Source organism: Bradyrhizobium sp. SZCCHNR1053 (genome assembly GCF_032381235.1).
GTDB lineage: Bacteria > Pseudomonadota > Alphaproteobacteria > Rhizobiales > Xanthobacteraceae > Bradyrhizobium.
Window position 1 is genome coordinate 1 of record NZ_JAUHJM010000013.1, and the last position, 23805, is coordinate 23805.

Annotated in this window: 16 protein-coding genes; 6 read left to right on the top strand and 10 right to left on the bottom strand. The window is 66.2% G+C overall.

Annotated features, from left to right (window positions below):
• Positions 1–194: 194 nt before the first annotated feature.
• Complete coding sequence (locus QX051_RS24525) at positions 195–1643, bottom strand: glutamate synthase subunit beta (RefSeq protein WP_315777888.1); 1449 nt, start codon at positions 1641–1643, stop codon at positions 195–197.
• 317 nt (positions 1644–1960) lie between these two features.
• Complete coding sequence (gene gltB, locus QX051_RS24530) at positions 1961–6697, bottom strand: glutamate synthase large subunit (protein WP_315777889.1); 4737 nt, start codon at positions 6695–6697, stop codon at positions 1961–1963.
• A gap of 550 nt (positions 6698–7247) precedes the next feature.
• On the opposite strand from gltB, the gene QX051_RS24535 reads away from it, so the two are divergent.
• On the top strand, positions 7248–8222 hold the full coding sequence (locus tag QX051_RS24535) for a hypothetical protein (RefSeq protein ID WP_315736470.1): 975 nt from the start codon (positions 7248–7250) through the stop codon (positions 8220–8222).
• Positions 8223–8410: 188 nt separating this feature from the next.
• On the opposite strand, the gene QX051_RS24540 is transcribed toward QX051_RS24535, so the two are convergent.
• Both QX051_RS24540 and QX051_RS24545 read right to left on the bottom strand, forming a co-directional pair.
• Positions 8411–9175: an alpha/beta hydrolase gene (locus QX051_RS24540; RefSeq protein WP_315777890.1), complete on the bottom strand. Its 765-nt coding sequence runs from the start codon at positions 9173–9175 to the stop codon at positions 8411–8413.
• Between the two features lie 163 nt (positions 9176–9338).
• Complete coding sequence (locus QX051_RS24545; RefSeq protein WP_315777891.1) at positions 9339–9815, bottom strand: Hsp20 family protein; 477 nt, start codon at positions 9813–9815, stop codon at positions 9339–9341.
• A gap of 193 nt (positions 9816–10008) precedes the next feature.
• Here QX051_RS24545 and QX051_RS24550 point away from each other — a divergent pair, with 193 nt between their 5' ends.
• Positions 10009–10956, top strand: a complete 948-nt coding sequence (locus QX051_RS24550) for an alpha/beta hydrolase (RefSeq protein WP_315736473.1) — start codon at positions 10009–10011, stop codon at positions 10954–10956.
• Between the two features lie 73 nt (positions 10957–11029).
• Positions 11030–11878 carry a tetratricopeptide repeat protein gene (locus QX051_RS24555; protein ID WP_315777892.1) on the top strand — a complete coding sequence of 283 codons (849 nt, stop codon included), beginning with the start codon at positions 11030–11032 and terminating at the stop codon, positions 11876–11878.
• On the opposite strand, the gene QX051_RS24560 is transcribed toward QX051_RS24555, so the two are convergent.
• Both QX051_RS24560 and QX051_RS24565 read right to left on the bottom strand, forming a co-directional pair.
• Positions 11868–12578 (bottom strand): hypothetical protein, encoded by a 711-nt coding sequence (locus tag QX051_RS24560; protein WP_315777893.1) that lies wholly within the window; start codon positions 12576–12578, stop codon positions 11868–11870. The genes QX051_RS24555 and QX051_RS24560 overlap by 11 nt on opposite strands.
• Positions 12579–12654: 76 nt before the next feature.
• Entirely contained in the window at positions 12655–13860 is a 1206-nt protein-coding gene (locus tag QX051_RS24565; protein WP_315777894.1) for an ABC transporter substrate-binding protein, read from the bottom strand.
• A gap of 151 nt (positions 13861–14011) precedes the next feature.
• Here QX051_RS24565 and QX051_RS24570 point away from each other — a divergent pair, with 151 nt between their 5' ends.
• Together QX051_RS24570 and QX051_RS24575 are read left to right on the top strand one after the other, a co-directional pair.
• Positions 14012–14686 carry a GntR family transcriptional regulator gene (locus QX051_RS24570; protein WP_315777895.1) on the top strand — a complete coding sequence of 225 codons (675 nt, stop codon included), beginning with the start codon at positions 14012–14014 and terminating at the stop codon, positions 14684–14686.
• Between the two features lie 468 nt (positions 14687–15154).
• Positions 15155–15304 (top strand): hypothetical protein, encoded by a 150-nt coding sequence (locus tag QX051_RS24575; protein ID WP_315736478.1) that lies wholly within the window; start codon positions 15155–15157, stop codon positions 15302–15304.
• Between the two features lie 276 nt (positions 15305–15580).
• Here the strand turns inward: QX051_RS24575 and QX051_RS24580 are convergent, their stop codons facing one another.
• The 3 genes from QX051_RS24580 to QX051_RS24590 all read right to left on the bottom strand — a co-directional run bounded on the left by QX051_RS24580 (position 15581) and on the right by QX051_RS24590 (position 22212).
• On the bottom strand, positions 15581–18385 hold the full coding sequence (locus QX051_RS24580) for a di-heme-cytochrome C peroxidase (protein WP_315777896.1): 2805 nt from the start codon (positions 18383–18385) through the stop codon (positions 15581–15583).
• 173 nt (positions 18386–18558) lie between these two features.
• The gene (locus QX051_RS24585) at positions 18559–20352 is read right to left on the bottom strand and encodes an adenylate/guanylate cyclase domain-containing protein (protein ID WP_315777897.1); all 1794 of its coding nucleotides are present in this window, start codon (positions 20350–20352) and stop codon (positions 18559–18561) included.
• A 114-nt stretch (positions 20353–20466) separates the two neighbouring features.
• Positions 20467–22212 (bottom strand): adenylate/guanylate cyclase domain-containing protein, encoded by a 1746-nt coding sequence (locus QX051_RS24590; RefSeq protein WP_315777898.1) that lies wholly within the window; start codon positions 22210–22212, stop codon positions 20467–20469.
• A gap of 174 nt (positions 22213–22386) precedes the next feature.
• Between QX051_RS24590 and QX051_RS24595 the strand changes: the two genes are divergently transcribed.
• Positions 22387–23028, top strand: coding sequence for a LysE family translocator (locus QX051_RS24595; RefSeq protein ID WP_315777899.1), 642 nt, complete (start codon positions 22387–22389; stop codon positions 23026–23028).
• Between the two features lies 1 nt (position 23029).
• Here the strand turns inward: QX051_RS24595 and QX051_RS24600 are convergent, their stop codons facing one another.
• Positions 23030–23782 (bottom strand): sulfite exporter TauE/SafE family protein, encoded by a 753-nt coding sequence (locus QX051_RS24600; protein ID WP_315777900.1) that lies wholly within the window; start codon positions 23780–23782, stop codon positions 23030–23032.
• Between the last annotated feature and the right edge of the window lie 23 nt (positions 23783–23805).

Consider the following 23805-nt stretch of genomic DNA (forward strand, 5'->3'; position numbering starts at 1 on the left):
CCTTCGAATCGGACGAAGCTTGCCTGTCAGGAATCAACCCGGTCTGAATTGTCAGGACTCAGCCCGGTTCATACCCTGGAGACCCCCACCCCCGACCCCTCCCCGCAAGGGGGAGGGGAGCGCACCGACGGTGCGGCTGCAGATGAGTCCAACTAAGCGGGTCGCATCCAACTAACGCGCTTGATCGGCCGCCGCTAGCGCGGCAGCTCGGTCTTGCCCATCAGGAACTTGTCGACCGCCTGCGCACACAGGCGGCCCTCGCGGATCGCCCACACCACCAGCGACTGGCCGCGGCGCATGTCGCCGGCGGAGAAGACCTTCGGCAGCGAGGTCTGGTAGTCGGTCAGGTTGGCCTTGACGTTGCCGCGCGGGTCGAGGTCGACGCCGAGGCTCTTGAGCAGGCCCTCGTGCACCGGATGCACGAAGCCCATCGCGAGCAGGACAAGCTCCGCATCGAGCACGAACTCGGTGCCCGGGATCGGCTTGAACTGCGCATCGACGCGCACGCAATGCAGCTTCTTGACGGCGCCGTTCTCGCCCTCGAACTTCTGAGTCAGCACCGCGAATTCGCGCACGGCGCCTTCCGCCTGGCTCGACGAGGTCCGCATCTTCAGCGGCCAGTTCGGCCAGGTCAGCGCCTTGTCCTCGCGCTCCGGCGGCGCCGGCATGATCTCGAGCTGGGTGACGGACTTGGCGCCCTGGCGCAGCGAGGTGCCGATGCAGTCGCTGCCGGTGTCGCCGCCGCCGATCACGACGACATGCTTGCCGGCGGCGAGGATGTCGTCGCCTTCGACCTTCTCGTTGCCGACGCGGCGGTTCTGCTGCGGCAGGAAGTCCATCGCGTAGTGGATGCCGGCGAGGTCGCGGCCGGGGATCGGCAGGTCGCGCGGAGCTTCTGCGCCGCCGGTCAGCGCGACGGCGTCATAGTCCTTCAAGAGCGTCTTGGCATCGAGGCCATCCTTGCCACCGACATTGACGCCATAGTGGAAGGTGACGCCTTCGCCTTCCATCTGTCCGATGCGGCGATCGATGATGCCCTTCTCCATCTTGAAGTCGGGAATGCCGTAGCGCAGCAGGCCGCCGGCCTTGGCGTTCTTCTCATAGACGTGGACGTCGTGACCGGCGCGGGCGAGCTGCTGCGCACAGGCGAGACCAGCGGGACCGGCGCCGACGATCGCGACCTTCTTGCCGGTCTTCACGGCGGCCGGCTCGGGCTTGATCCAGCCCTGCTCGAAGGCCTTGTCGACGATGGCGCATTCGATCGTCTTGATGGTCACCGGATTGTCGTCGATGTTCAGCGTGCACGACGCCTCGCACGGAGCCGGGCAGATCCGGCCCGTGAACTCCGGGAAGTTGTTGGTCGAGTGCAGGTTGCGCGCGGCCTCTTCCCAATTGCCGTTGTAGATCAGGTCATTCCAGTCCGGGATCTGGTTGTTGACCGGACAGCCCGTGGTGCCCGGCGCGGCCGAGCCGGTGCCGTGGCAATAGGGGATGCCGCAATTCATGCAGCGCGCCGCCTGGTCGCGCAGCTCCTTCTCGGAGAGCGGCACCACGAATTCCTGGAAATGCTTCAGCCGCTCGGCAACCGGCGCGTACTTGCGATCGTGCCGCTCGATTTCGAGAAAACCTGTGACCTTGCCCATGACCTACGACGTCCCTGACTGCTCGGGCCTCATGGTTCGAGACGGTTGCTTTCGCACCTCCTCACCGTGAGGAATTTCCTCTGTGCTTCCCCTCACCCTGAGGAGCGGCGCCTTCGCCGCGTCTCGAAGGGTGAGGCCTCGACCTCGGCCTCATGGTTCGAGACGGTGCTTCGCACCTCCTCACCATGAGGAATTTGCTTCCCGCTTCTCCTCACCCTGAGGAGCGGCGCTTGCGCCGCGTCTCGAAGGGCGAGGCCCCGCTGTTGGCCTCATGGTTCGAGACGGCGCTACGCGCCTCCTCACCATGAGGAGCGACATCAAGCCCCGATCGCGATCTTCGGCTCGGCGTCGGCGTTGGCCGCGAGCTCCTTCAGGGCACGGCGATATTCCACCGGCATGACCTTGCGGAACTTCGGCGCGTAGTCCTTCCAGTTCGCCAGGATGTCGGCGGCGCGCTTGGAGCCCGTCGCCTTGGCATGGCGCGAGATCAGGACGTGCAGCCGCTCCACGTCGGACGCCAGCAGGTTCTTGAACACGTCGACCCGGCCATGCGCCTCGAGGTCGCCCATCTGGTGATAGGTGTCCTCGGCGATCATCTCCTCCGACAGCACCGGCTCCAGCTCGACCATCGCCATGTTGCAGTGCTTGTCGAAGTCGCCGGCCTCGTCGAGCACGTAGGCGACGCCGCCCGACATGCCGGCCGCGAAGTTGCGCCCGGTCTTGCCGAGCACGACGACGATGCCGCCGGTCATGTATTCGCAGCAATGATCACCCGCGCCCTCGACCACGGCGACCGCGCCGGAGTTGCGAACCGCGAAGCGCTCGCCGGCGATGCCGCGGAAGAAGCACTCGCCGGAGATCGCGCCGTACATCACGGTGTTGCCGACGATGATCGACTCCTCCGGCACGATGCCGGAGTTGCGCGGCGGCCTGACGATGATGCGGCCGCCCGACAGGCCCTTGCCGACGTAGTCGTTGCCTTCGCCTTCGAGCTCGAAGGTGACGCCTTGGGCGAGCCAGGCGCCGAAGGCCTGGCCTGCGGTGCCCTTCAGGCTGACATGGATGGTGTCCTGCGGCAGGCCGGCATGGCCGTAGATCTTCGCCACCGCGCCCGAGAGCATCGCGCCCGCCGAACGGTCGGTGTTGTTGATCTCGGCCTCGATCTTGACCGGCGCGCCACGGTCGAGCGCGGGCTTGGCCTGCTCGATCAGCTTGCGGTCGAGCACGGCCTCGAGGTGATGGTCCTGCGCCTCGGCGTGATGGATCTTCTGGCCCGGCGCCTCCTTCTGCTTGACGAACAGCTTGGAGAAGTCGAGGCCCTTGGCCTTCCAATGCGCCACCAGCCTGGACTGGTCGAGCATCTGGGTCTGGCCGACCATCTCGTTGAACGAGCGGTAGCCGAGCGCGGCCATGATCTCGCGGACTTCCTCGGCGACGAAGAAGAAGAAGTTGATCACGTGCTCGGGCTGACCGGTGAAGCGCTTGCGCAGCACCGGGTCCTGGGTCGCGACGCCGACCGGGCAGGTGTTGAGGTGGCACTTGCGCATCATGATGCAGCCGGCCGCGATCAGCGGCGCGGTGGCGAAGCCGAACTCGTCGGCCCCTAACAGGGCGCCGATGACGACGTCCCGCCCGGTGCGGAAGCCGCCGTCGACCTGGACCACGATGCGGCTGCGCAGCCGCTCGCGCACCAAAGTCTGGTGCGTTTCGGCAAGGCCGATCTCCCACGGCGAGCCGGCATGCTTGATCGAGGTGAGGGGAGATGCACCGGTGCCGCCCTCGAAGCCCGCGATCGTGACATGGTCGGCGCGCGCCTTGGCGACGCCGGCGGCGACGGTGCCGACGCCGACTTCGGACACCAGCTTGACCGAGACCTGGCCGTCGGGGTTGACGTTCTTCAGGTCGTAGATCAGCTGCGCGAGATCCTCGATCGAGTAGATGTCGTGATGCGGCGGCGGCGAGATCAGGCCGACCCCCGGCGTCGAGTGGCGCACCTTGGCGATGGTCGCGTCGACCTTGTGGCCGGGCAACTGGCCGCCTTCGCCGGGCTTGGCACCCTGCGCCATCTTGATCTGCATCATGTCGGAGTTGACGAGATATTCCGTCGTCACGCCGAACCGGCCCGAGGCGACCTGCTTGATCGCCGAGCGCATGGAATCGCCGTTGGGCAGCGGCTTGAAGCGGTCGGCTTCTTCGCCGCCTTCGCCGGTGTTCGACTTGCCGCCGATCCGGTTCATGGCGATCGCGAGCGTGGTGTGGGCCTCGCGCGAGATCGAGCCGAACGACATCGCGCCGGTGGCGAAGCGCTTGACGATCTCCTTCGCCGGCTCGACCTCGTCGAGCGGGACCGGCTTGCGCCTGTCGTCCTCGGCCGACTTGATCCGGAACAGGCCGCGCAGGGTCAGCAGCCGTTCGGACTGCTCGTTGAGCAGCCTGGCGAACGCCTGGTAGCGCTCCCTCGAATTGCCGCGCACCGCATGCTGCAGCGTCGCGACCGATTCCGCGGTCCAGGCGTGGTCCTCGCCGCGGGTGCGGAAGGCATATTCGCCGCCGACGTCGAGCGCGGTCTTGTAGACCAGCGCGTCGCCGAACGCGTCGCGATGACGGCGCGTGGTCTCCTCGGCGATCTCCGGCAGGCCGACGCCTTCGATGCGGGTGTGGGTGCCGTAGAAGAACTTCTGCACGAACTCGGCCTTCAGTCCGACCGCGTCGAAGATCTGCGCGCCGCAATAGGACTGGTAGGTCGAGATGCCCATCTTCGACATGACCTTGAGCAGGCCCTTGCCGATCGACTTGATGTAGCGCTTGACGACCTCGTAGTCGCTCAGCGCGCCCGGCAGCTTGTCCTTGAGCGCGATGATGGTCTCGAAGGCGAGATAAGGATTGATCGCCTCGGCGCCGTAGCCGGCCAGACAGGCGAAGTGATGCACCTCGCGCGGCTCGCCCGACTCCACCACGAGACCCACCGACGTGCGCAGGCCGGTGCGGATCAGGTGATGATGCACGGCGGCGCAGGCGAGCAGCGACGGGATCGGAATCCGGTCGGCCGAGACCATGCGGTCGGACAGGATGATGATGTTGACGCCCTCGCGCACCGCGGCTTCGGCGCGGCCGCAGAGATCGTCGAGCATCTGCTCGAAGCCGGCGGCGCCCAGGCTCGCATCGAAGGTGGTGTCGAGCGTGCGCGAGACGAAGTGGCTGTCGGAGACCTCCGAGATCGAGCGGATCTTCTCGAGGTCCGCATCGGTCAGGATCGGCTGATGCACCTCGAGCCGCTTGGTCGAGGCGACGCCTTCGAGGTCGAACAGGTTGGGCCGCGGGCCGATGATCGACACCAAGCTCATCACCAGCTCCTCGCGGATCGGGTCGATCGGCGGATTGGTGACCTGGGCGAAGTTCTGCTTGAAGTAGGTGAACAGCAGCTTCGGCTTGTCCGACAGCGCCGAGATCGGCGTGTCGTTGCCCATCGAGCCCGTGGCCTCCTCGCCGGTCGCCGCCATCGGCGTCATCAGGATCGCGATGTCTTCCTGGCTGTAGCCGAATGCCTGCTGCCGGTCCAAGAGCGGCAGGTTGGTGCGCGCGCCCGTGGTCGGCGCATCCGGCAGCTTCTCGACCTGGATCTGCGTGCGCGTGAGCCATTCCTGGTAGGGATGGCTGGCGGCGAGCTGCGCCTTGATCTCATCGTCCGGGATCAGGCGGCCCTGCTCGAGGTCGACCAGCAGCATCTTGCCCGGCTGCAGCCGCCACTTGGTGACGATCTGGTCCTCTGGGATCTTGAGCACGCCCATTTCGGACGCCATCACGATGCGGTCGTCCTTGGTGACGAGATAGCGCGCCGGCCGCAGGCCGTTGCGGTCGAGCGTGGCGCCGATCTGGCGGCCGTCGGTGAAGGCGATCGCGGCGGGGCCGTCCCACGGCTCCATCAGCGCGGCGTGATATTCGTAGAATGAACGCCGCTCCTCGCTCATCAAGGGATTTCCGGCCCACGCCTCGGGGATCATCATCATGACCGCGTGCGGCAGCGAGTAGCCGCCCTGCACCAGGAATTCGAGCGCGTTGTCGAAGCAGGCGGTATCGGACTGGCCTTCATACGAGATCGGCCAGAGCCGGCTGATGTCCTTGCCGAACAGCTCCGATGACACCGAGGCCTGCCGCGCCGCCATCCAGTTGACGTTGCCGCGCAGGGTGTTGATCTCGCCATTGTGCGCGATCATCCGATACGGATGCGCCAGCGACCAGGTCGGGAAGGTGTTGGTCGAGAAGCGCTGGTGCACCAGCGCCAGCGCGCTCTCGAAGTCCGGCTCGTGCAGGTCGGCGTAGTACTTGCCGAGCTGGTCGGCCAGGAACATGCCCTTGTAGATCACGGTCCGGCACGACATCGAGCACGGGTAATAGCCCGACATGCCGCGGTCGCGGCGCTGATAGATCGCCTGCGAGATCGACTTCCTGAGGATGTAGAGCTTGCGCTCGAACTCGTCCTCGGTCTTGGCGGCGCCGTTGCGGCCGATGAACACCTGCATGCTGCGCGGCTCGGTCGGCTTGACCGTCACGCCCAGCGAGGAGTTGTCGGTCGGCACGTCGCGCCAGCCGAGCAGCACCAGTCCTTCGTCCTCAATCTGGTCGGCGATGATGCTCTTGATGACGTTCCGCCACGCCTCGTCGCGCGGCATGAACAGCGCGCCGATGGCGTATTCGCCGGGGGCGGGCAAGGTGAAGCCGAGCTCCTTTGCCTTGCGCGAGAAGAAGGCATGCGGGATCTGCACCAGGATGCCGGCACCGTCGCCGAAGCGCGGGTCGGCGCCGACGGCGCCACGGTGCTCGAGGTTGCAGAGGATGCTCAGCGCGTCGGCGACGATCTGATGCGACTTCTGGCCCTTGATGTTGGCGATGAAGCCGACGCCGCAGGAATCCTTCTCCTGGCTCGGGTCATACAGACCTTCGGCTTCCGGGCGCCACGTATGCAGCTCGCGGGTGATCTCGGCCGGTTTTTCACGCGTATCCACAGCCAGCACCGCGCCGCCCAACTTTCCGTGCTCGACCTTCGATCCGCTCATATCCGTCCCCATAAATTATTGGTCAGGGCCTTCACCACAGTCCGGTACAGTCCGTCCGGCGCACCCCGGGCGCTGCGCGGCCCCTCTCCGGAGCCAACGCTCGTCCTTGTCAGCGAGCCGCATTTGCAGAGTTCAGGCCAGCCGCCGGGGGACCATGTCCCCGCTGGACGACCGTGGCCTGTTCATATCGCAGCGCCCTCAGGCGCCGTAACATCATTGCAAAGTCTCGGTCACCTTTGCAACGAAATTTTAGACAGCATTTCTGTCCTAAACCGCAAGATGCCAAACTTTAACCTATCACACAAGCATCGCGGAGTCCTGAGGTCCGGGCGCAGCAACGCGCCCATTCCCCGGCAAATCTTCCGTTTCAGCCGCTGACCGGACGACCCGACCGGGCCGGGCGATCACGCGCTGCGCTCGATTTTGAAACCTGACGCCCCGATCCCGCCCCCTCGCCGACCCAGGACCGCCGGAATCACGGCAGAACTTCCGCGGCACTTGAGAGGAAGCGAACAGCTTCACGTGCGGGGGCATGCAGGAGCTTTGAGCCATGAAGTTGCTAGTTGGAGTCGTCTCAGCCGCGTTGATCGCGCCGTTTGCCGCGCAGGCCGAGCCGTTGCCGCCATCGGGCGTCCGTGCGCCCTACACGGCGGTCTCCGATTTCGATGCGCCCTATCCGGATCTGCCGCCGCCGGCCGTCGTGCCCGCACCGCCGCGTTACGGCTACCGGCCGGGCCCTGACTACGGCTACCGCGACGAGCGCTATGTGCCGCCGGCGCCGGTCTACCGTCAGGACGGCTACCAGCAGGATTATGGCTATGCGCCGGCGTTCCTGCCGGTGCATGAGGTCTATGCGATTTTGCGCGACAACGGCTTCTCGCCGCTCGGCGTGCCGCGTCAGCGCGGCAATGTCTATGTCGTGGCGGTGCTCGATCGCGAGGGCGAGGACGGCAAGCTCGTGGTCGATGCCCGCTCCGGCCGCATCATCCGCTTCGTGCCGGCGTTCCAATGGGGCGAGGAGTACGAGCGGATGCGCTACGAGCCGGCCCCGCGCGGCGCCCTCGACCGTCTGCCGCCGCCGAGCGTGATCCGGGCCGATCCGCGCCTGGTGCCGCCGATGCCGGCTGCGCCGCGCGTTGCCACCGCGGTGTCGGTTCAGCCGAAGGTGCCGACGCCAGCAGCCCGACCGGCAGCGCCGTCGCCGCAGACCGCGGCGCTCAACCCGAAGCCGACGGAGGCTCCCAAAGCCCTTCCGCCCAGGCCTGCGGACATCAAGCCGGCCGAAGCCAAACCCGCCGACGTCAAGCCTGCGCCGGCCGAAGCCAAGGCCGACGAGCCGAAGACGGGCGAGGCCAAGCCGTCCGAGGCCAAGTCATCCGAGGCGAAGCCGTCTGATGCCAAGCCGGTGCAGTCGGCAGCCGCGCCGCCTCAGACCACCGGCTCCGTAGCGCCAGCGGCCGCGGCCAAGCCGACACCGCAGATCCAGCCGACGGCAAAGATGCCTCCGGTGCAGGGGCTGGATTAGAGACGATTGAGCGGTCTGCCCGGCCGCCAGCCACCACCACAACTGTCATCGCCCGGCGTGACCGGGCGATCCAGTCACCACCAGCATCTCGGTTGCTCGTGACTGCCGCGGCGTGCTGAATGCCCGCCTTCGCGGGCATGACAGCGTTGCTTGTTGCCGCTGGGACGAGTCCCGCACCATCAATCGGACTACTCGTGCTGACCGGCGGCCTTCAGGATCAGATCAGCGATCTCCTTCGGATGTGAGACCAGCGACAGGTGCCCGGCGTCGAGCTCGATCGTGGTCGCCTTCATGCGGCTGGCCAGGAAGCGCTCGAAATCCGGATCGATGGTCTTGTCCTGCTTTGACACCGCATAGAAGGACGGCTTGTCGTGCCATGCCGCCTGGGTGGTGCGGTTGCCGAAGATCGTCGCCGCGGTCGGCCATTGCACCGCATAGAGCTCCTTGGCCGTCGTCGCATCGACGCCATTGGCGAAATACTTCAGGAAGGCGTCCTCGTTGAGCTTGGTGTCGCCGTCATGGTCGACGATGCCGGCGCGGGCCGGCGGTGTCGGATATTGACCGGCGAGCTTGACGAAATCCTCGCCCGCGTCGGGCGCACGCGCCGCGACATAGACCAGCGCGCTGACCTTCGGGTCGGTGCCGACCTCGCTCACGACCGTGCCGCCCCAGGAATGGCCGACCAGCACGGCCGGTCCGTCCTGCTCGGCCAGCGCGCGGCGGGTGGCAGCCGCGGAGTCCGCCAGCGACGTCAGCGGATTCTGCACGGCGGTGACCTTGAGGCCAGCGGCCTGCAGATAGGGGATGACCTTGGCCCAGCTCGAGCCGTCGGCCCAGGCGCCGTGCACCAGCACGACGTTGTGGACCTTCGGCGGCGGCGCCGGCTGCGCCAGAGCGGGGCCGGCAAAAGCCGACAGGGCGGCGATGAGGGTGAGGGTACGAACGACGTTCATGTTGACGGCTCCAGTGGCTCGGGTTGGCGAGGTGATCACTGGGGTCTTCGCGGGCAGGGCGCAGACCGTTACCGTCAGTCACGGTCGTTTGATTGCACTGCAGCACCACACAAAAAAACGCCCCGGCTGCCCGGGGCGTTCGCATTCCTGGTATGTGTGCCGGTTACGCGGCGGCCTTCTCGGCCGAACCCTCGATCGCCGGCTGCTCAGCTTGCGCGTTCGTCGAGATCGGGATCGACCGCGGCTTCTTGGCCTCGGGGATCTCGCGCACGAGGTCGACGTGGAGCAGGCCGTTCTCGAGGCTGGCGTTCTTCACCACCACGTGGTCGGCGAGCTGGAACGAGCGCTCGAAGGCCCGGGCGGCGATGCCGCGATACAGCAACTCGCTCTTCTTGCCGTTCTCGTTGGCGGCCTTCTCGCCCTTGATCGTCAGCGTGTTTTCCTTCGCGACGAGGGAGAGCTCATCCTTGCCAAAGCCGGAGACGGCGACGGTGATGCGGTAGGCGTTCTCACCGGTGCGCTCGATATTGTAGGGCGGATAGCCGGGGGTGGGATCGCTGGTGGCCTGGTCGAGCAGCGCGAACAGACGGTCGAAACCGACGGTGGAACGATAGAAGGGGGTGAGGTCGTAGGTACGCATGGTCAAAGTCCTCCATTGAGCGACTGTTGGCTAACCCGCCCGCCATCGGGCCGGGCTGTCGTGCAGCCTGACGCGGCCTGCACGGCCTCGATATGGGTCGGACGTTTCGACGTTCAAGGGCGTCCGAGACCTGCTCTTTTTGCCGTTCCACCCCTTGATTCCCACTGCCTTTCACCTATTCGATGGGCGCCTCATGACGCTCGTCTCGATTCCCGCCAATCCCGTCCCCGAAAACGCCACCGCCGGCACCATCAAGACTCCCGATGGCGCCGAGCTGCGCTTTGCGCGCTGGGCCCCGCCGGCCGGGCGCAAGGGCACGGTGTGCGTGTTCACCGGCCGCAGCGAGATGATCGAGAAGTATTTCGAGACGGTGCGCGACCTGCGCGACCGCGGCTTTGCGGTCGCGATCATCGACTGGCGCGGCCAGGGCCATTCGTCGCGGCGCCTGCGCGATTCCCGCAAGGGCTATGTGCGCTCGTTCTCCGACTACGAACTCGACGTCGAGACCTTCGTCACCCAGGTCGTGCTGCCGGATTGTCCGCCGCCTTATTTCGCGCTGGCGCATTCGATGGGCGGCACCGTGCTGCTGCGGCTCGCGCATGCCGGCAAGCGCTGGTTCGATCGCGTCGTACTGTCGGCGCCGATGATCGATCTGCCGGACAGCCGCACCGCGCTGCCGGCGCGGCTGCTGCTGCGGGCCATGCGCATCGCCGGGCAGGGCGGCCGCTACGTGCCGGGCGGCAATGACGAGATCAGCGGGCTGGCGCCGTTCGTCAACAATCCGCTGACCTCTGATCCCGTCCGCTATGCCCGCAACGCCGCGATCCTCGAGGAGGATCCGACGCTCGGCATCGCCTCGCCGACGGTGGCCTGGGCCGATTCCGCCTTCTCGGCGATGATGACCTTCCGCGGCATGACCTATCCCTCCCAGATCCGGCAGCCGATCCTGATGCTGGCGGCGTCCAGCGACACCGTGGTGTCGACCGCAGCGATCGAGGAGTTCGCCTATCATCTGCGCGCCGGCTCGCATCTCGTCATCGCCGGGGCCAAGCACGAGATCCTGCAGGAGCAGGACCGCTACCGCTCGCAGTTCTGGGCTGCGTTCGACGCCTTCGTGCCGGGCACGCCGCTGTTCGGGTGAGCGTGCTGCTGGACACTCCTGGGGCCGGCGAGCTAGCTAGGCTCGACCTCTTCCTCGGAGCTTGGCTGCAGACGTGAGTGAACGGCGGAAAAATCAGCAGGCGCAGGCGCTGCAGGAAGCGATCCACGCGCTGCGCGCGCGGCAGTTCGCGCGCGCCGAGCAGATCGCCGCCTCGATCCTGCGCACAGCCAGGACTGATCGCGCCGCGCTGCTCGTCCACGCCCATGCGCTGCTCGGCCAGCAGCGCGCGAGCGAGGCGATTGCGCCGCTGGAGAAGGCGGCGCTCCGCGGCAGCGATCCGGAGCTCGAGACGCTGCTCGGCGCCGCCTTGTGCGAATCCAGACGTGCCGCCGATGGCATCGCGCAGCTGCGCAAGACCGCGGCGCGGCGGCCGCCTTTTCTGCCGGCGTTCCAGGAGCTGGCGGGGCGGCTTGCAAAGTCGGGACAGCTCGGTGAAGCCATCGCCGTGATCGAGGAGGCCCTGACGCTGTCACCCGACAGCGTCGACCTCCAGCTCGATCTCGGACGCCTCCGTCTCCAGGCCAATGACCGCGTCCGTGCCCGCACGCACCTGCTGGCAGCGCGCGAGGCGGCGCCGGGGCGGCCCGACATCCTGATCGAGCTCGCCTGGGTGCAGTTCCTCGACGGCGACTATCCCGAGGCCGCCGGTACCTACCGCCATGCGCTAGGCCTGCGGCCCGACGACACCCAGACCCGCGCCAATCTCGCGATGTGCCTCGCCGAGATGGGGGATCGCGATGGCGCTCAGGCGGCGCTGCGCACGGTGGTGCGTGGCCGGCCGCATCTGCTGACGCGCGCGGCCTACACGCTCGCGGTCACCTCGCACGGCCGCTTCTTCTTCCGTCCGAGCGATGCCGCCAGATTCCTGCAGATCGACGGCGCTGCGACAGCTAAGCCCTGAACCGCTTGCGATAGACGCCGGTCTCGCGCTTCAGCGCATCGCGCACCTCGTGGATCTCGGCGATTTCCTCTTCAGTGAAGGCCGAGGTCTGCATCGCCCACGTCTGCCGCTTCACCGGAATGCATTGCGCGACCGGCGTACCCCTCGGGATCACGCCGCGAAATGCCGTGTCATGCCAGTGCGCCGGGAAGTGCACGAACGAGTCGTGAAAGCGGTCGCTGTCGACCAGTCCGGTCACGGTGGTGAAGGGCAGGTCGAAGCGGTTGACGGGATGTGTGAACAGCAATGCCCAGCCCTCCGGCGCCTCGATCGTCCAGAGATTGTGAAACTTGAGCAGGAAGCGGTCGGTCTCGAACAGCGGCGAGCCCGTGACCTGCGCGACGTCGTGGAAGCTGATCGGCGAGCGCGGAAAATCGATCGCGCCGCCCGGCGGCAGCTCGTTGTCCCAACTGATCCCGCTATCCTCGACCTTGAGGTCGCAGATCAGCGGAATGAGGAAGCCCGTCGTCATCGCGTCGATGAAGGGCGGGCAGCGCTTGACGGTCTGCTCCTCGGCCTGGTTGAGCGCGCTGAACGCGGTGGCCGGCATCGTCTTGACCCAGTCGGGAACGCCCATCGGCGCCGGCACCGGTTGCGGAATGAGGCGTTCGAGCTCCTTCGGACAGCGGAATTTCAGCGTGAGCGGTTCAGTCTCGGACATCGGCGCCGCGGCTCTCCTGTGGACGACGGCAGAGGTCTACGCCTTCGCCGCCGAAAGTCCAACAGGGCAGCCGCCGCTACTTGGTCGACAGCACCTCGCCGAACCGCTCCCACTGCTTGCCGGTGAAGCGCATGAACTGCACCTGCTCGACCGGCAGATGGTCGCTGTCGCTGGTGCTGACCTTGATGCCCGGCAGCAGCATCGGCAGCTCGAGATCCTTGATCGACAGCGCCTGCCGCAAAATGTTCTCGCGCGACAGATCGTTGCCGGCCGCCTTCAGCAGCACGTGCTCCAGCACCATGCCGTTGTTGTAGCCGTTGACGTAGTTGGAATCGCGGATGTCGCCGTCGGGCACGTAGTTCGCCATGTAGTCGCGCCAGCCCTTGACGCCGGGATCGTCGGCCCAGGCCGGATCCAGCGGATCCTTCACATAGGCGGTCGAGATGATGCCTTTGCCGGCCTCGAGGCCCGCCGGCTCCATCACCGAGGACATCCACACCGACACGTTGGTCAGGAAGGTCATCGGCCGCCAGTTGATCTCGAAGGTCTTGCGGATCGCCTGTGCGGCGAATTTCGGCGTCGCGGCAATGATCAGCGCGTCGGGGCCGCTGGATTTCAATTTCACGATCTGCGAGTCGATGGTCGGTTCAGTGGCCTCGTAGCTCGCGACGGTCACGGCCGTGTCGAAGCGCTCGCCGAGCACGTCCTTCAGCCCGGCGAGATAGTCGCGGCCGAAATCGTCGTTCTGCGCCAGGATCGCAAACGTCGCACCCGGCTTCTGCTGCAGCGCGTAGCGCGCATACATCCGCGCCTCGTTGCGGAACGGCGCCATCACGCCCATCACGGCCTGCGGAAACTGCGCGGGGTCGCCGAACTTCGAGGCGCCCGAGGCGACGAACAGCTGCGGCACCTTCTTGCCCTGTAGGTACCTGGCGATCGCGGTGTTGTGCGCGGTGCCCATGGTCGAGAAGATGAACGACACCTCGTCGCTCTCGACCAGCCGTCGCGTCTGCTCCACGGTCTTGGGCGGCACGTAGCTGTCGTCCAGCGAGATCAGGTTGACCTTCCGGCCGTTGATGCCGCCGCGGTCGTTGACCATCTTGAAATAGGCCACCTCGCCTTTGCCGAGGATGCCGAAGGCGGACACCGGCCCGCTATAGGGCATGGTCTGTCCAATGCGGATCTCGCTGGCGGTGATGCCCGGCTGATCCTCCGCCCGAGCGGGGACGGCGAGGACGGACGCGACGACGAACAATCCTGCCGCTGCGATGGCGCTTCGCATGGATACCTCCCTGATGGGCCGCGCTGCCGGCGGCATTTTGGCGTTAAGCATAGGGGGATGGCGGAGGCTGTGCAATTAAAATATATTTTTTTATGAAAGTATACTTTTAGGCTCTGCTAGTGTGAATCCATTGTCCCGCGAGAGTGAGTCGATGTCCGGCAGCGCCACCCAGACCGTCTACGAGCAGTTGCGTGCCAGCCTGCTCGCCGGCCTCTATCGTCCGGAGGAGAAGCTGAAGATCAGCGAGCTCGGATCAGCCTTCTCGGTCAGCACCGGGGCGATCCGCGAGGCGTTGGCGCGGCTCACGGCGGAAGGGCTGGTGACGGCGACGCCGCAGCGCGGCTTCCGCGTGGCGCCGGTCTCGGTGGCCGATCTGCGCGACCTGACCGACATGCGCGTCGAGATCGAGACCAAGTGCCTGCGCCACGCCATCGCCAACGGTGATCTCGCCTGGGAGACCACGGTCGTTGCCGCGCATCACCGTCTGGCCGCGACGCCGATCGCGGCCCATGACGGCAGCTTCTCGCCGGCCTGGATGCTGGCGCATGCCGATTTCCATGCCGCGTTGGCCCAGGCCTGCGGCAGCGCCTGGATGATGCGGGTGCGTGATCTCCTGTTTGCGCATAACGAGCGCTATCTCGATCTCGCCCGCAAGACCGATCGTGGTAACCGCGATGCCGCGCGCGAGCATCGCGAACTGATGGAGGCGGTGCTGGCGCGCGACACCGAGCGCGCGGTGACGCTCATGACTGCGCATCTCGACAAGACCCGGGACACGATCGAGGCGGCGCTGCTCGCAGCGACGGCGATGAATGAGGCGAGATAGGATCGAGTCAGGACGCCGACCGCGAACGTCTTCGACGCGATATGTCCCGAGCCGGACGTCATCAACCGGATGACGGGATATGGCCTGGCGGCTACGGCCACGTCATTCGAGGTGTCGATCTACTTTCGCTGGGAAACACCGAATCTCGTTCTCTCGCCGCGCGTACACAAGATCGCTCTGGCGACACAGCCATCGTGCCCCACGCGCGTAGCGGTCCACCCTTGTCGTCGACATCGTGATCCGTTCAGCGCGAGCCGTTAGGAAGATTCAACTTTTTCGAGCGCCGGCGCTCTCCTCACCTCGATGCAAATCCAAATCGGCCATCAGTGTTAAGCGGGCTTCATGCCGGGCTTGCTGTGCATTCAAGGATGCATTCACCACGCGCCGATCTCTCCAAGTTTGGAAACGCCCCGGTAACGCACCGTCCCTCTAGTGACGTCCACTAACGACATTCAGGAGGAGGCATTGATGATTATGATGATTGCGCGGAAGCTGGTTGGTCCCCATGCGCTCAATTCCGGATTCGGTCTGGTGACCATGTTCTCGTTGATGGGCGTGGTCGCTTCTCTCGTGCTGGTCCAGCACGGAGTGAATGTCAGCCCGCCCGCGATGTTCTGATCGGGCAGAAGAACGTAGCTCGCTCCATCCACCTCTGCCCGCGTAAGGCACGCTATGGCGCCAGCCTGCGCCCCGTCGCCGCCCGGGAGTATGTATGGGTCCCGGGTCGGCGCACGGACGTCGCTGTCGCGCTCAGTGAGTTGTAGGGACCGGAGCTCATGGACCTCCGTCCCACCCCCTGCCCGCAACCGGGAGGGAGGGACCGCTCTCGCCGCAAGAGATCAGTCCCACGAGGCCCGTGGCTTCGTCGTGACGAAGGTGCGCAGCCTCACATCATCACAGCGTCTTCAGATATTCGATGAGGTCCCAGCGCTCGTCCTCCGAGAACGCACCGCCAATGATGCCGTTCGGATAGTCCTTGTTGGGCTTCGTCGGACCTTCGAAGGAATGGCCGAGCGTGCTGTTGCCCTTGATCGGCTTGCCGCTGGAATCCTTGGCCATGAACAGCGTCTGTCCGACCTTGCACGCGCTCTCGCCGCCCTTCGGCACGGCGAAGCCGACCGGCTTCGGGTCATAGTCGCGCGCGCCCTGGCAGAACGAGGTCGGCCGCTCGGCGGCCGGCGTCAGCAGCCAGTGCAGCGACGGTACTGAGCCGTTGTGCAGATAGGGCGCAGTCGACCAGACGCCGTTGAGCGGGCGGGCGCGATAGGACTTGCCGGCCGGGTTGGGACAGTTCTTGCGGTCGCCCCACAGCGCGGCGCGCTCGGCCTCGCCGATGTTGCGGTCCTCCATCCATTTGTCGCTCGCCTTCTGCACGACGGCCATCAGCGCCAGCGCGTAGGGCATGTCGGTGGTCGAGCCCTGCGGCAGGTTGCAGCCCTTCAGATCCTTGGCCGGATCGACCTCGAGGAATCCTGCCACCTTGACCTTGCGGTTGGCGAGAATGCTCGCCTGTCCGGGGTCGGTCTGCATCGCGTCGACCGGCTTCTGCACGAGGTCGAGGATCGGACCCTTGGCATTCCAGCCCTTGCTCTCCCAATCCTCGGCGGGCTTGATCTTCCAGAAGCTCTTGTCCGGATAGGTCTTGTCGAACACGGGGTCGGCGACCGGCCCGAGATGGCACTCGACGCAAACAGCTGCATAGAGCTTCCGGCCGCGTTCGACGCGTGCCGGATCGATCTTCCAGGCGTCGTCGCCGGCGAACAGCTTCTCCGGCCATTTCGGCGAGGTCAGCCCGCCGAACGCGGGCGTCGTCGTCGCGAACGGATCGGGACCACGCAGCATGTTCTCGATGTAGAGCAGGTTATCGATCGCCATCGACGACCGCCACAGCCTGTCGCTCGCGGTCTCCGGCGAGAAGTTGATCTGTGCGGAGACGCCGAGCGCCTCGCCGGCATTGCGGATCAGGGGCTGTGCGATCGATCCGTCATATTGCGCCCAGGAGAACCACGGCACGGTCCAGATCGGCGGATAGGACACCGGCGCGTCGATGGCCTCCTGGTTGCCGAGCATGTTCGGCAGCCCGCTCGATGCCATGTCGAGATAGAACACCTGGTTGCCGATGCGGTTGAGGGCATCGAGCCGGCCGAAGCCTTCCTCCGTTTCGGTCTGGCCCTTGGCCTCGATCGTGGTCTTGTAGTTCTTGGCCTGCATGTTGAGCGCGAAATCGGTCGCGGCCTTCAAGCCCTTCTTCAGGGTCTCGCGATCGGCGTCGGAGGCGTTCGGCCCGAGCACGCGATCGGCAAAGCGGGAGAAGCGGCCGGGCACGTATTGCGTGAAGATCATCGCAAAGCCCATGGCTTCTTCCAGCTTGCGTAGGTCGGCCATCCCGGGGCCGCCGTCGAAGCGCACGCTGACGCCCTTGTAGTGGATGCTGCCGGCGTGGCACGCCGCGCAGGTCATGCCGATCTTGTCGGACTGCGCGGCGCCGGTGGCGGGATCGGTCGCGCCAGTGAGCCGGGCAAAGCCGACTGGCAGGCCGCCTTCGTTGCCGGCCGGGGTCGGCTTCAGGCCGGACGGCAGCGGCGCTGCCGGCTCGGTCTTGGCAGCCGTGGCGGCGTAGCCGAACGGCCGGAGCGCGCTGGGGTCGCCGTCGACGCTCTTCGGGCTCGGGATGAAGCCGAAACGTTCGAGATAGGCGCTGTCGGAGATCAGGCCGGGCGAGCCGAACGGCGTCAGATAAGGCTGCTCCATCGCCATGAACCAGGCGTAGGGAATCGGAAAGGTCGCGGTGCCCTGCGTCACGTGGTGAAACCAGTGCCGGTCCTGCGTGGTCCAGCCCTGATCGAGCCAATAGGCCGCCCTGGTCGGCTCGGTCTCGGGCAAAGCGGGCGGAATGAACGCCGCGGCCTTCTTCGGCAGAACCTTGCTGAGCTTGTCGCTGACGGCGTCGGGCGCGGCCACCCAGGCGAGCAACACGGCGGCGCCGGCCAGCACTGCCGTGCCGACGAGTGCCTTGCCGATGCGCCAGACGATGTTCGCGGGCTTGGGCTTGGCTGTCAGCCGTGCGGCGATACGCTGCGGCAGGCGGCGGTCGACGAACAGCGTGCGGACCTCGGCAACGGACAGATAGCGGCCGTCGCCCTCGCCCTTGCCGAGGATGTTCAGCAGCACTGGCCATTCGCCCTGCATCAGAATGGGGAAGTACCAGCGCGCCCGATCGCCGTCGCGCGTCAGATTGGCCTTCATGAAGGTCTGGATCTGCGCCTCGTTGAGGCCGCGCTCGGTGCCCCCATTGGGATCGGGATAGTCGCTGCCGAAGCTCGCGAACCGGTCGATCTCCTCGGGATGGACCTTGGCCTCGGCGTCGAGGATGCGCGATCCGCCGCCATGCTTGTCGAGCGGACCGTTGCGCAACTGGTCGAGATCGGCCCCGGACCACAGGCTCTTCAGGAGCCGCAGCGGCGACAGGCCGTTCGCGATCAGGGCAACGCCGAAGGTCTCGATGCCGACAAGCCGTTTCTTGAAGCCGGTCTCGCCGCTCGCCGCCTCGACCCGGTCGCCGATGGTCTTCAAGGGGACGCTGTGGCCGTCGACGAAGCCGCCGGCGACGAGCGCGCGCAGGAAGGGACACGGGTTATCGGACGAGACCGGAAGCTGTCCGGGCAGGGCGTCACGGACGCGGGCGCTGTCTTCTTGCATCGAAGAACATCCTTGGAAAGCACCTGAGTGATGAAAACGAAATCACGCCAACAAACGAGGGCGGCGCCGAATTGCGCCGAGGAACGGGCGGAGCCCCGCCATCTGAACGTTACAATGCAATCGTCAATGATTGGCGTAACCCGCCCAAGTGTCAACCTCAAGTCGCGATCGCGCTACTCGCCCGCGAATTTCGCCTTGGTGTCCACCAGGGTGAGCTTGGTCAGCGGCACGCCGGCCTTGGTGAGGCCGTCGCGATAATGCGCGATGTCGGCCGGATTGCGCCAGCGGATGTTGCTCAGGAGGCGCTCGATCGTCATCCACGGATGCTGGCTCAAAAGCGCCGCGACGGCCTCGCCGGCTTCGACCGAGCGTCCGAGCTGCGCCAGCGCGGCGGCGCGGATGGCGAGGCACTGCAGATGGTTCGGGTTCTGATAGTGCGACTCCCGCGCCCAGGACAGCGAGGCGTCGTACTGGCCGAGCATGTAGTGGCTGAATGCGCTCAGCACCGACCACTGATAGCGCGGATCGCTGTTGCCACGCTGGGCCGCGACCGAGAACAGCTCGATCGCCTGGCGGTGCTCGCCGGCGACGAGATGGCAGACGCCGAGCACGCCGCGCGCACCCATGTCGTAGGGATTGAGCTGCAGCGACTTGCGTGCCGCTTCCATCCCGGCTTCCACCCGACCCTGCATGGCGTGGACATAGGCCAGCAGCGAATAGGAGAAGGACGAGCGGGAATCGAGCCGGACGCCGGCCTCGGCGAGCGCCATTGCCTCGTCCCACAGCTCCCGCGAATTCCTGATCCAGCCGAAATGAATGCCCTGCAGCAGGATGGTGCCGAGATAGGTGTGGGCGATGGCGAGACCGGGGTCGATCCTGATCGCCTCGCGGAACAGCGCGATCGAACTCTCGTAGTCGGCCTTGGTCGGCTGGTAGTAGTGCGACAGCCCGCGCAGGAAGCGGTCCCACGCCGTGAGGTCGGTGGTCTTGGACCGCACCGGCACCGCCGCCTCGGCACGGTAGATCTCGGGGATCAGCGCGGTGCACAGATTGGCGGTAATGTCGTCCTGCACGGCGAACAGGTCGCCGATGTCGCGGTCGTAGCGGCCGGCCCACAGCTGCTCGCCGTTCTCCGGCGCGACCAGCTCGGCGGTCACCCTGATCTTGTCGCCGGAGCGCCGCACCGAGCCCTGGATCAGATAGGTCGCATCGATCTCGCGCGCGATCAGGCGGGCGCTCATGCCGGCATGCTTGAAGGCGAAGGTGGAGTTGCGGCTGAGCACGCGGAAGAAGGACTGCAGCGACAGCGCGTGGATGAGGTCTTCCGCCAGGCCGTCCGAGAAATATTCGTCGGTCTCGCCGCTGAGATTGGCGAACGGCAGCACGCCGACGATCGCGGTCCGGTATTGCGCCGGCAGGGTCGTGGCGGACCGCTGCTCGCGGCTCTTCTCCGGCGAGGACGGATCCCAGGTCCAGACGTTGATGGTGTCTTCGATGTTCTTGAAGCGGAACGGCCCGCGGTCGACGAAGGTGACCGTGAGGTGCTTGCTGGCTTCCTGGTAGGCCTTGTGGGAGACGGCAATTCCGCCGGGCGGTGCTGCGGCTTCAAGTCGCACAGCAGTGTTGACGCCGTCGCCGAATACCTCGTCCTCGTCGAAGATGACGTCGCCCATGTTGAGGCCGAGGCGAAACTGCATCACCCGGTCGGCCGGCAAATGAGCATTGCGCTCGGCCATCAGCTTCTGCACCTCGACCGAGGCCGCGATGGCGCCGACGACGCTCGGAAATTCCAGGAGAAATCCGTCCCCTGTGTACTTCACGATGCGGCCGCCGTGATTGAGGATGATCGGGTGGATGGCGCCGCGATGCGCCTTGAACGCGGCATGGGTTCCCGCCTCGTCGGCGCCCATCATCCGCGAGTAACCGACCACATCGGCACAGACAATCGCGGCCAGCCGTCTCTCCATTCCGTCTTTGCTCCTACTCAGGGCGATACCACGGCAACAGCAGTCGAATCCAATCAATTTGCGGAAGCAATGTGTAGGCCATGTGGCGGGCCGGCGACATGCGGTCCGATTGGCTCACGTCAGCCCGGCCCTGATCAGTCCGTCGCGGTAGTGGTCGATGTCGTCCCGGCGTTTCCACCGGATGTTCTTGATGTGGCGATCCAGCGTGAGCCAGGGATATTGCGCGCGCAGCGCGTCGACGGCGTCGCTCGCCTGGTCCGTCGCACCAAGTTGCGCCAGGGTTGCCGCGCGGATCGTCAGCGCCTGCAGATGGTTCGGGTAGAGAAACAGCTCCTCGCGGGCCCACGATAACGCGGCCTCATAACGGCCGAGCAGGTAGTGGCTGTAGGCGTTCAGCGCCGGCCATTGATAGCGCGGATCGCTGTTGCCGCGCTGGGCCGCGATCGAGAACAGATCGATGGCCTGCTGGTGCTCGCCGTTGACCATATGGCAGAGCCCGAGCACGCCGCGCGCCCCCATGTCGTAGGCATTGAGCTCGGTCGCCTTGCGCGCCGCCTTCATGCCGTCCTCATGGGCGCCCTGCATGGCCTGCACGAAGGCCAGGATCGCATAGGCGAAGGAGGAGCGCGCGTCGAGCCGCACGCTGTCCAGCGCCAGGTTCTTCGCCTCGTCCCAGAGCTCGCGCGAGCCCTTGATCCAGCCGAAATTGATGCCCTGCATCAGAATGGTCGCGAGATAAGCGTGCGCGAGGCCGAGCGTGGGATCGAGCGCAATGGCTTGCCGAAACAGCGAGATGGAGATCTCGTAGTCGGCCTTGGTCGGTCGGTAGTAGTGCGACAGACCGCGCAGGAAGCGGTCCCAGGCGGTCGGGTCGGTCGCCGGCGCACGGACCGGAATCGAGGCTTCGACACGATAGATCTCCGGCATCAGCGCCGCGCACAGGCTGGTGGTGATCTCGTCCTGCATCGCGAACAGATCACCGACGTCGCCGTCATAGCGACCGGTCCACAATTGAGCGCCGGTCTCGGGCGCGATCAGTTCCGCCGTCACGCGGAGCTTGTGACCAGAGCGCCGTACCGTTCCCTGAATCAGGTAGGTCGCATCGATCTCGCGTGCGACCAGGCGGGGATTGAGGCCGCGGTCCCTGAAGCGAAACGTCGAGGTGCGGCTCAGGACACGGAAGAACGATTGCAGCGACAGCGCATGGATCAGGTCGTCCGCGAGCCCGTCGGCGAGATACTCGTCGGCGCCGTCGGAGAGGTTGACGAATGGCAGCACGCCGACGATCGCCGTGCGATATTGTGGCGGCAGGCCGGTGACGCTCGTCCCGGCCCGGATCGCCGCCTCGCTGCCGGGCTCCCATGTCCACGCCTGCACCGGCTCCTGCAGGTTCTTGAACTGGAAGCTTCCGGCGCTGGTCAGCTCGATGGGGAGTTGCGGGCCGGCCTCCTCATAAGCCTTGGCCGAGACAGCAACACCGCCCGGGACGGCGATCGATTCGAGATTGACGGCGACATTGATGCCGTCGCCGAAGGCCTCGCCGTCGTCGATCGTGAACTCACCCTTATGAATTCCGAGCCGGAAGCGCATGTTGCGGTCGGCCGGCAGATCGGCGTTGCGCTCCGCCATCAGGGACTGCATCTCGACCCCGAACTGGATGGCGCTGGCGGCGTTGGCGAATTCCAGCAAAAAGCCATCGCCGGTGTGTTTGACGATGCGGCCGGCGTGATTGAGAATGATCGGGTGGATGGCGCCGCGATGAGCCTTGAAGGCGGCGTGCGTGCCGTCTTCGTCGATTCCCATCATGCGTGAATAGCCGGCGACGTCGGCGCAAAGGATGGCAGCGAGGCGTCTTTCCATCACATCGTGCTCCCGCCTCGCGCATACCACGACCGAGGCGGCCGAATCCAACGCTTTTCCGGACCCTATCGCGGCACCTTTGCCATGCGGCCCCGCGCCGGCCTCTGCGGTGCGAGACAGCAATGCCGAGGCCAGGTAGATGATTAGACCGGTATCGTTAGGAAATGTTCAATCATGCTCGGCATTCACGATCTGCCTTTGTTTCTCGTCTCCGGGCTGCTGCTCAACGTCACGCCGGGTCCCGACACCGCCTACATCGTTGGCCGCAGCGCGCAGATCGGCTGGCGCGGCGGGGCCGCTGCCGCTTTCGGCATCAGCACGGGGTGCCTCGTTCACGTGTTCGGAAGCGCGATCGGGCTGTCGGCGCTGCTCACGGCCTCCGCCGCGGCCTTCGCGGCGGTGAAATGGGCCGGTGCGGCCTATCTGGTCTATCTCGGCATCACGCAGCTTCTGGCGCGGCGGCCGGACGCCGCCAGGGCCAGTGATGTGACGTCGATGCCGGCGGTGACGCTCCGCCAGGTGTTCTGGCAGGGCGCGCTCACCAACATTCTCAATCCGAAGGTCGCGATGTTCTTTCTCGCCTTCCTGCCGCAATTCGTCGCTGCCGATGCGCCGCACAAGGCGCTCGCCTTCCTGGTGCTCGGCACGATCTTCATCGTCAACAGCACGATCTGGTGCCTCGGCGTCGCCGTCGTCGCGGCCCGGGCTGCGCGCCGCGTGCGCGGCTCGTCCGCCGCGCTGCTCTGGCTCAACCGCGCGATCGGCGGGCTGCTGATCTATCTCGGCGTCCGGATCGCGATGCTCGAGGCGCGCTGACCTACCAGAGCAACTCGACGACCGCCGTGCCGGCGAGATACAGGCCGAGCAGGATCATGGCGATCAGGAACACACGGCGGAACGCCTCGGCCGGCAGTCGGGATCGCGCTGCCTGGCCCGCGAACATGCCGACAAAGGCGCAGGCCATGGCGACCGCGCCGGGCAGGGCGGTGGCCGTGCTGAGCAGGCCGGAGCTCGTCAGGTTGAACGCCAACGTGATGGTGGCGACCGTGAAGAACACGCCGAGCGCCTGGACCAGCTCGTCCTTCTCGAGCCCGATCGCCTGCATGTACGGCACCGAGGGCACGACCTGCACGCCGGTGGCGGCCGAGATCAGCCCAGTGACGAGGCCGACGATGCCGCCGACCCATTTCTCGTGCGGGGGCGCGACCTTGAAGGCGAACTTGGTGAGGCCGAGCAGGGCATAGAGCATCAGCAGCACGCCGAGCGCGACGTTGCCCCAGCGCGTCGAGGCATGGCTGAGCGCGCCGGCGTTGAGGCAGATGCCGATCGCGGTCCCCAGCATCAGCGGCCAGAGGCGGCTGGCGATATCGCGCAGATAAGGGCCGGCGAAGGTCTGCCAGATGTTGGTGATCACTGCCGGCACGATGACGATGGCGAGCGCCCGGCCGGGCGGCATGGCGACCGCGAGCAGCCCGACCGAGATGGTCGGCAGGCCGAGGCCGAGCGCGCCCTTGACGAAGCCGGCCAAGGTGAGCGCGAGGGCGATGAAGATGAGGATGGGGTCGATCATGGTCGTCACATTGACCAGACTGC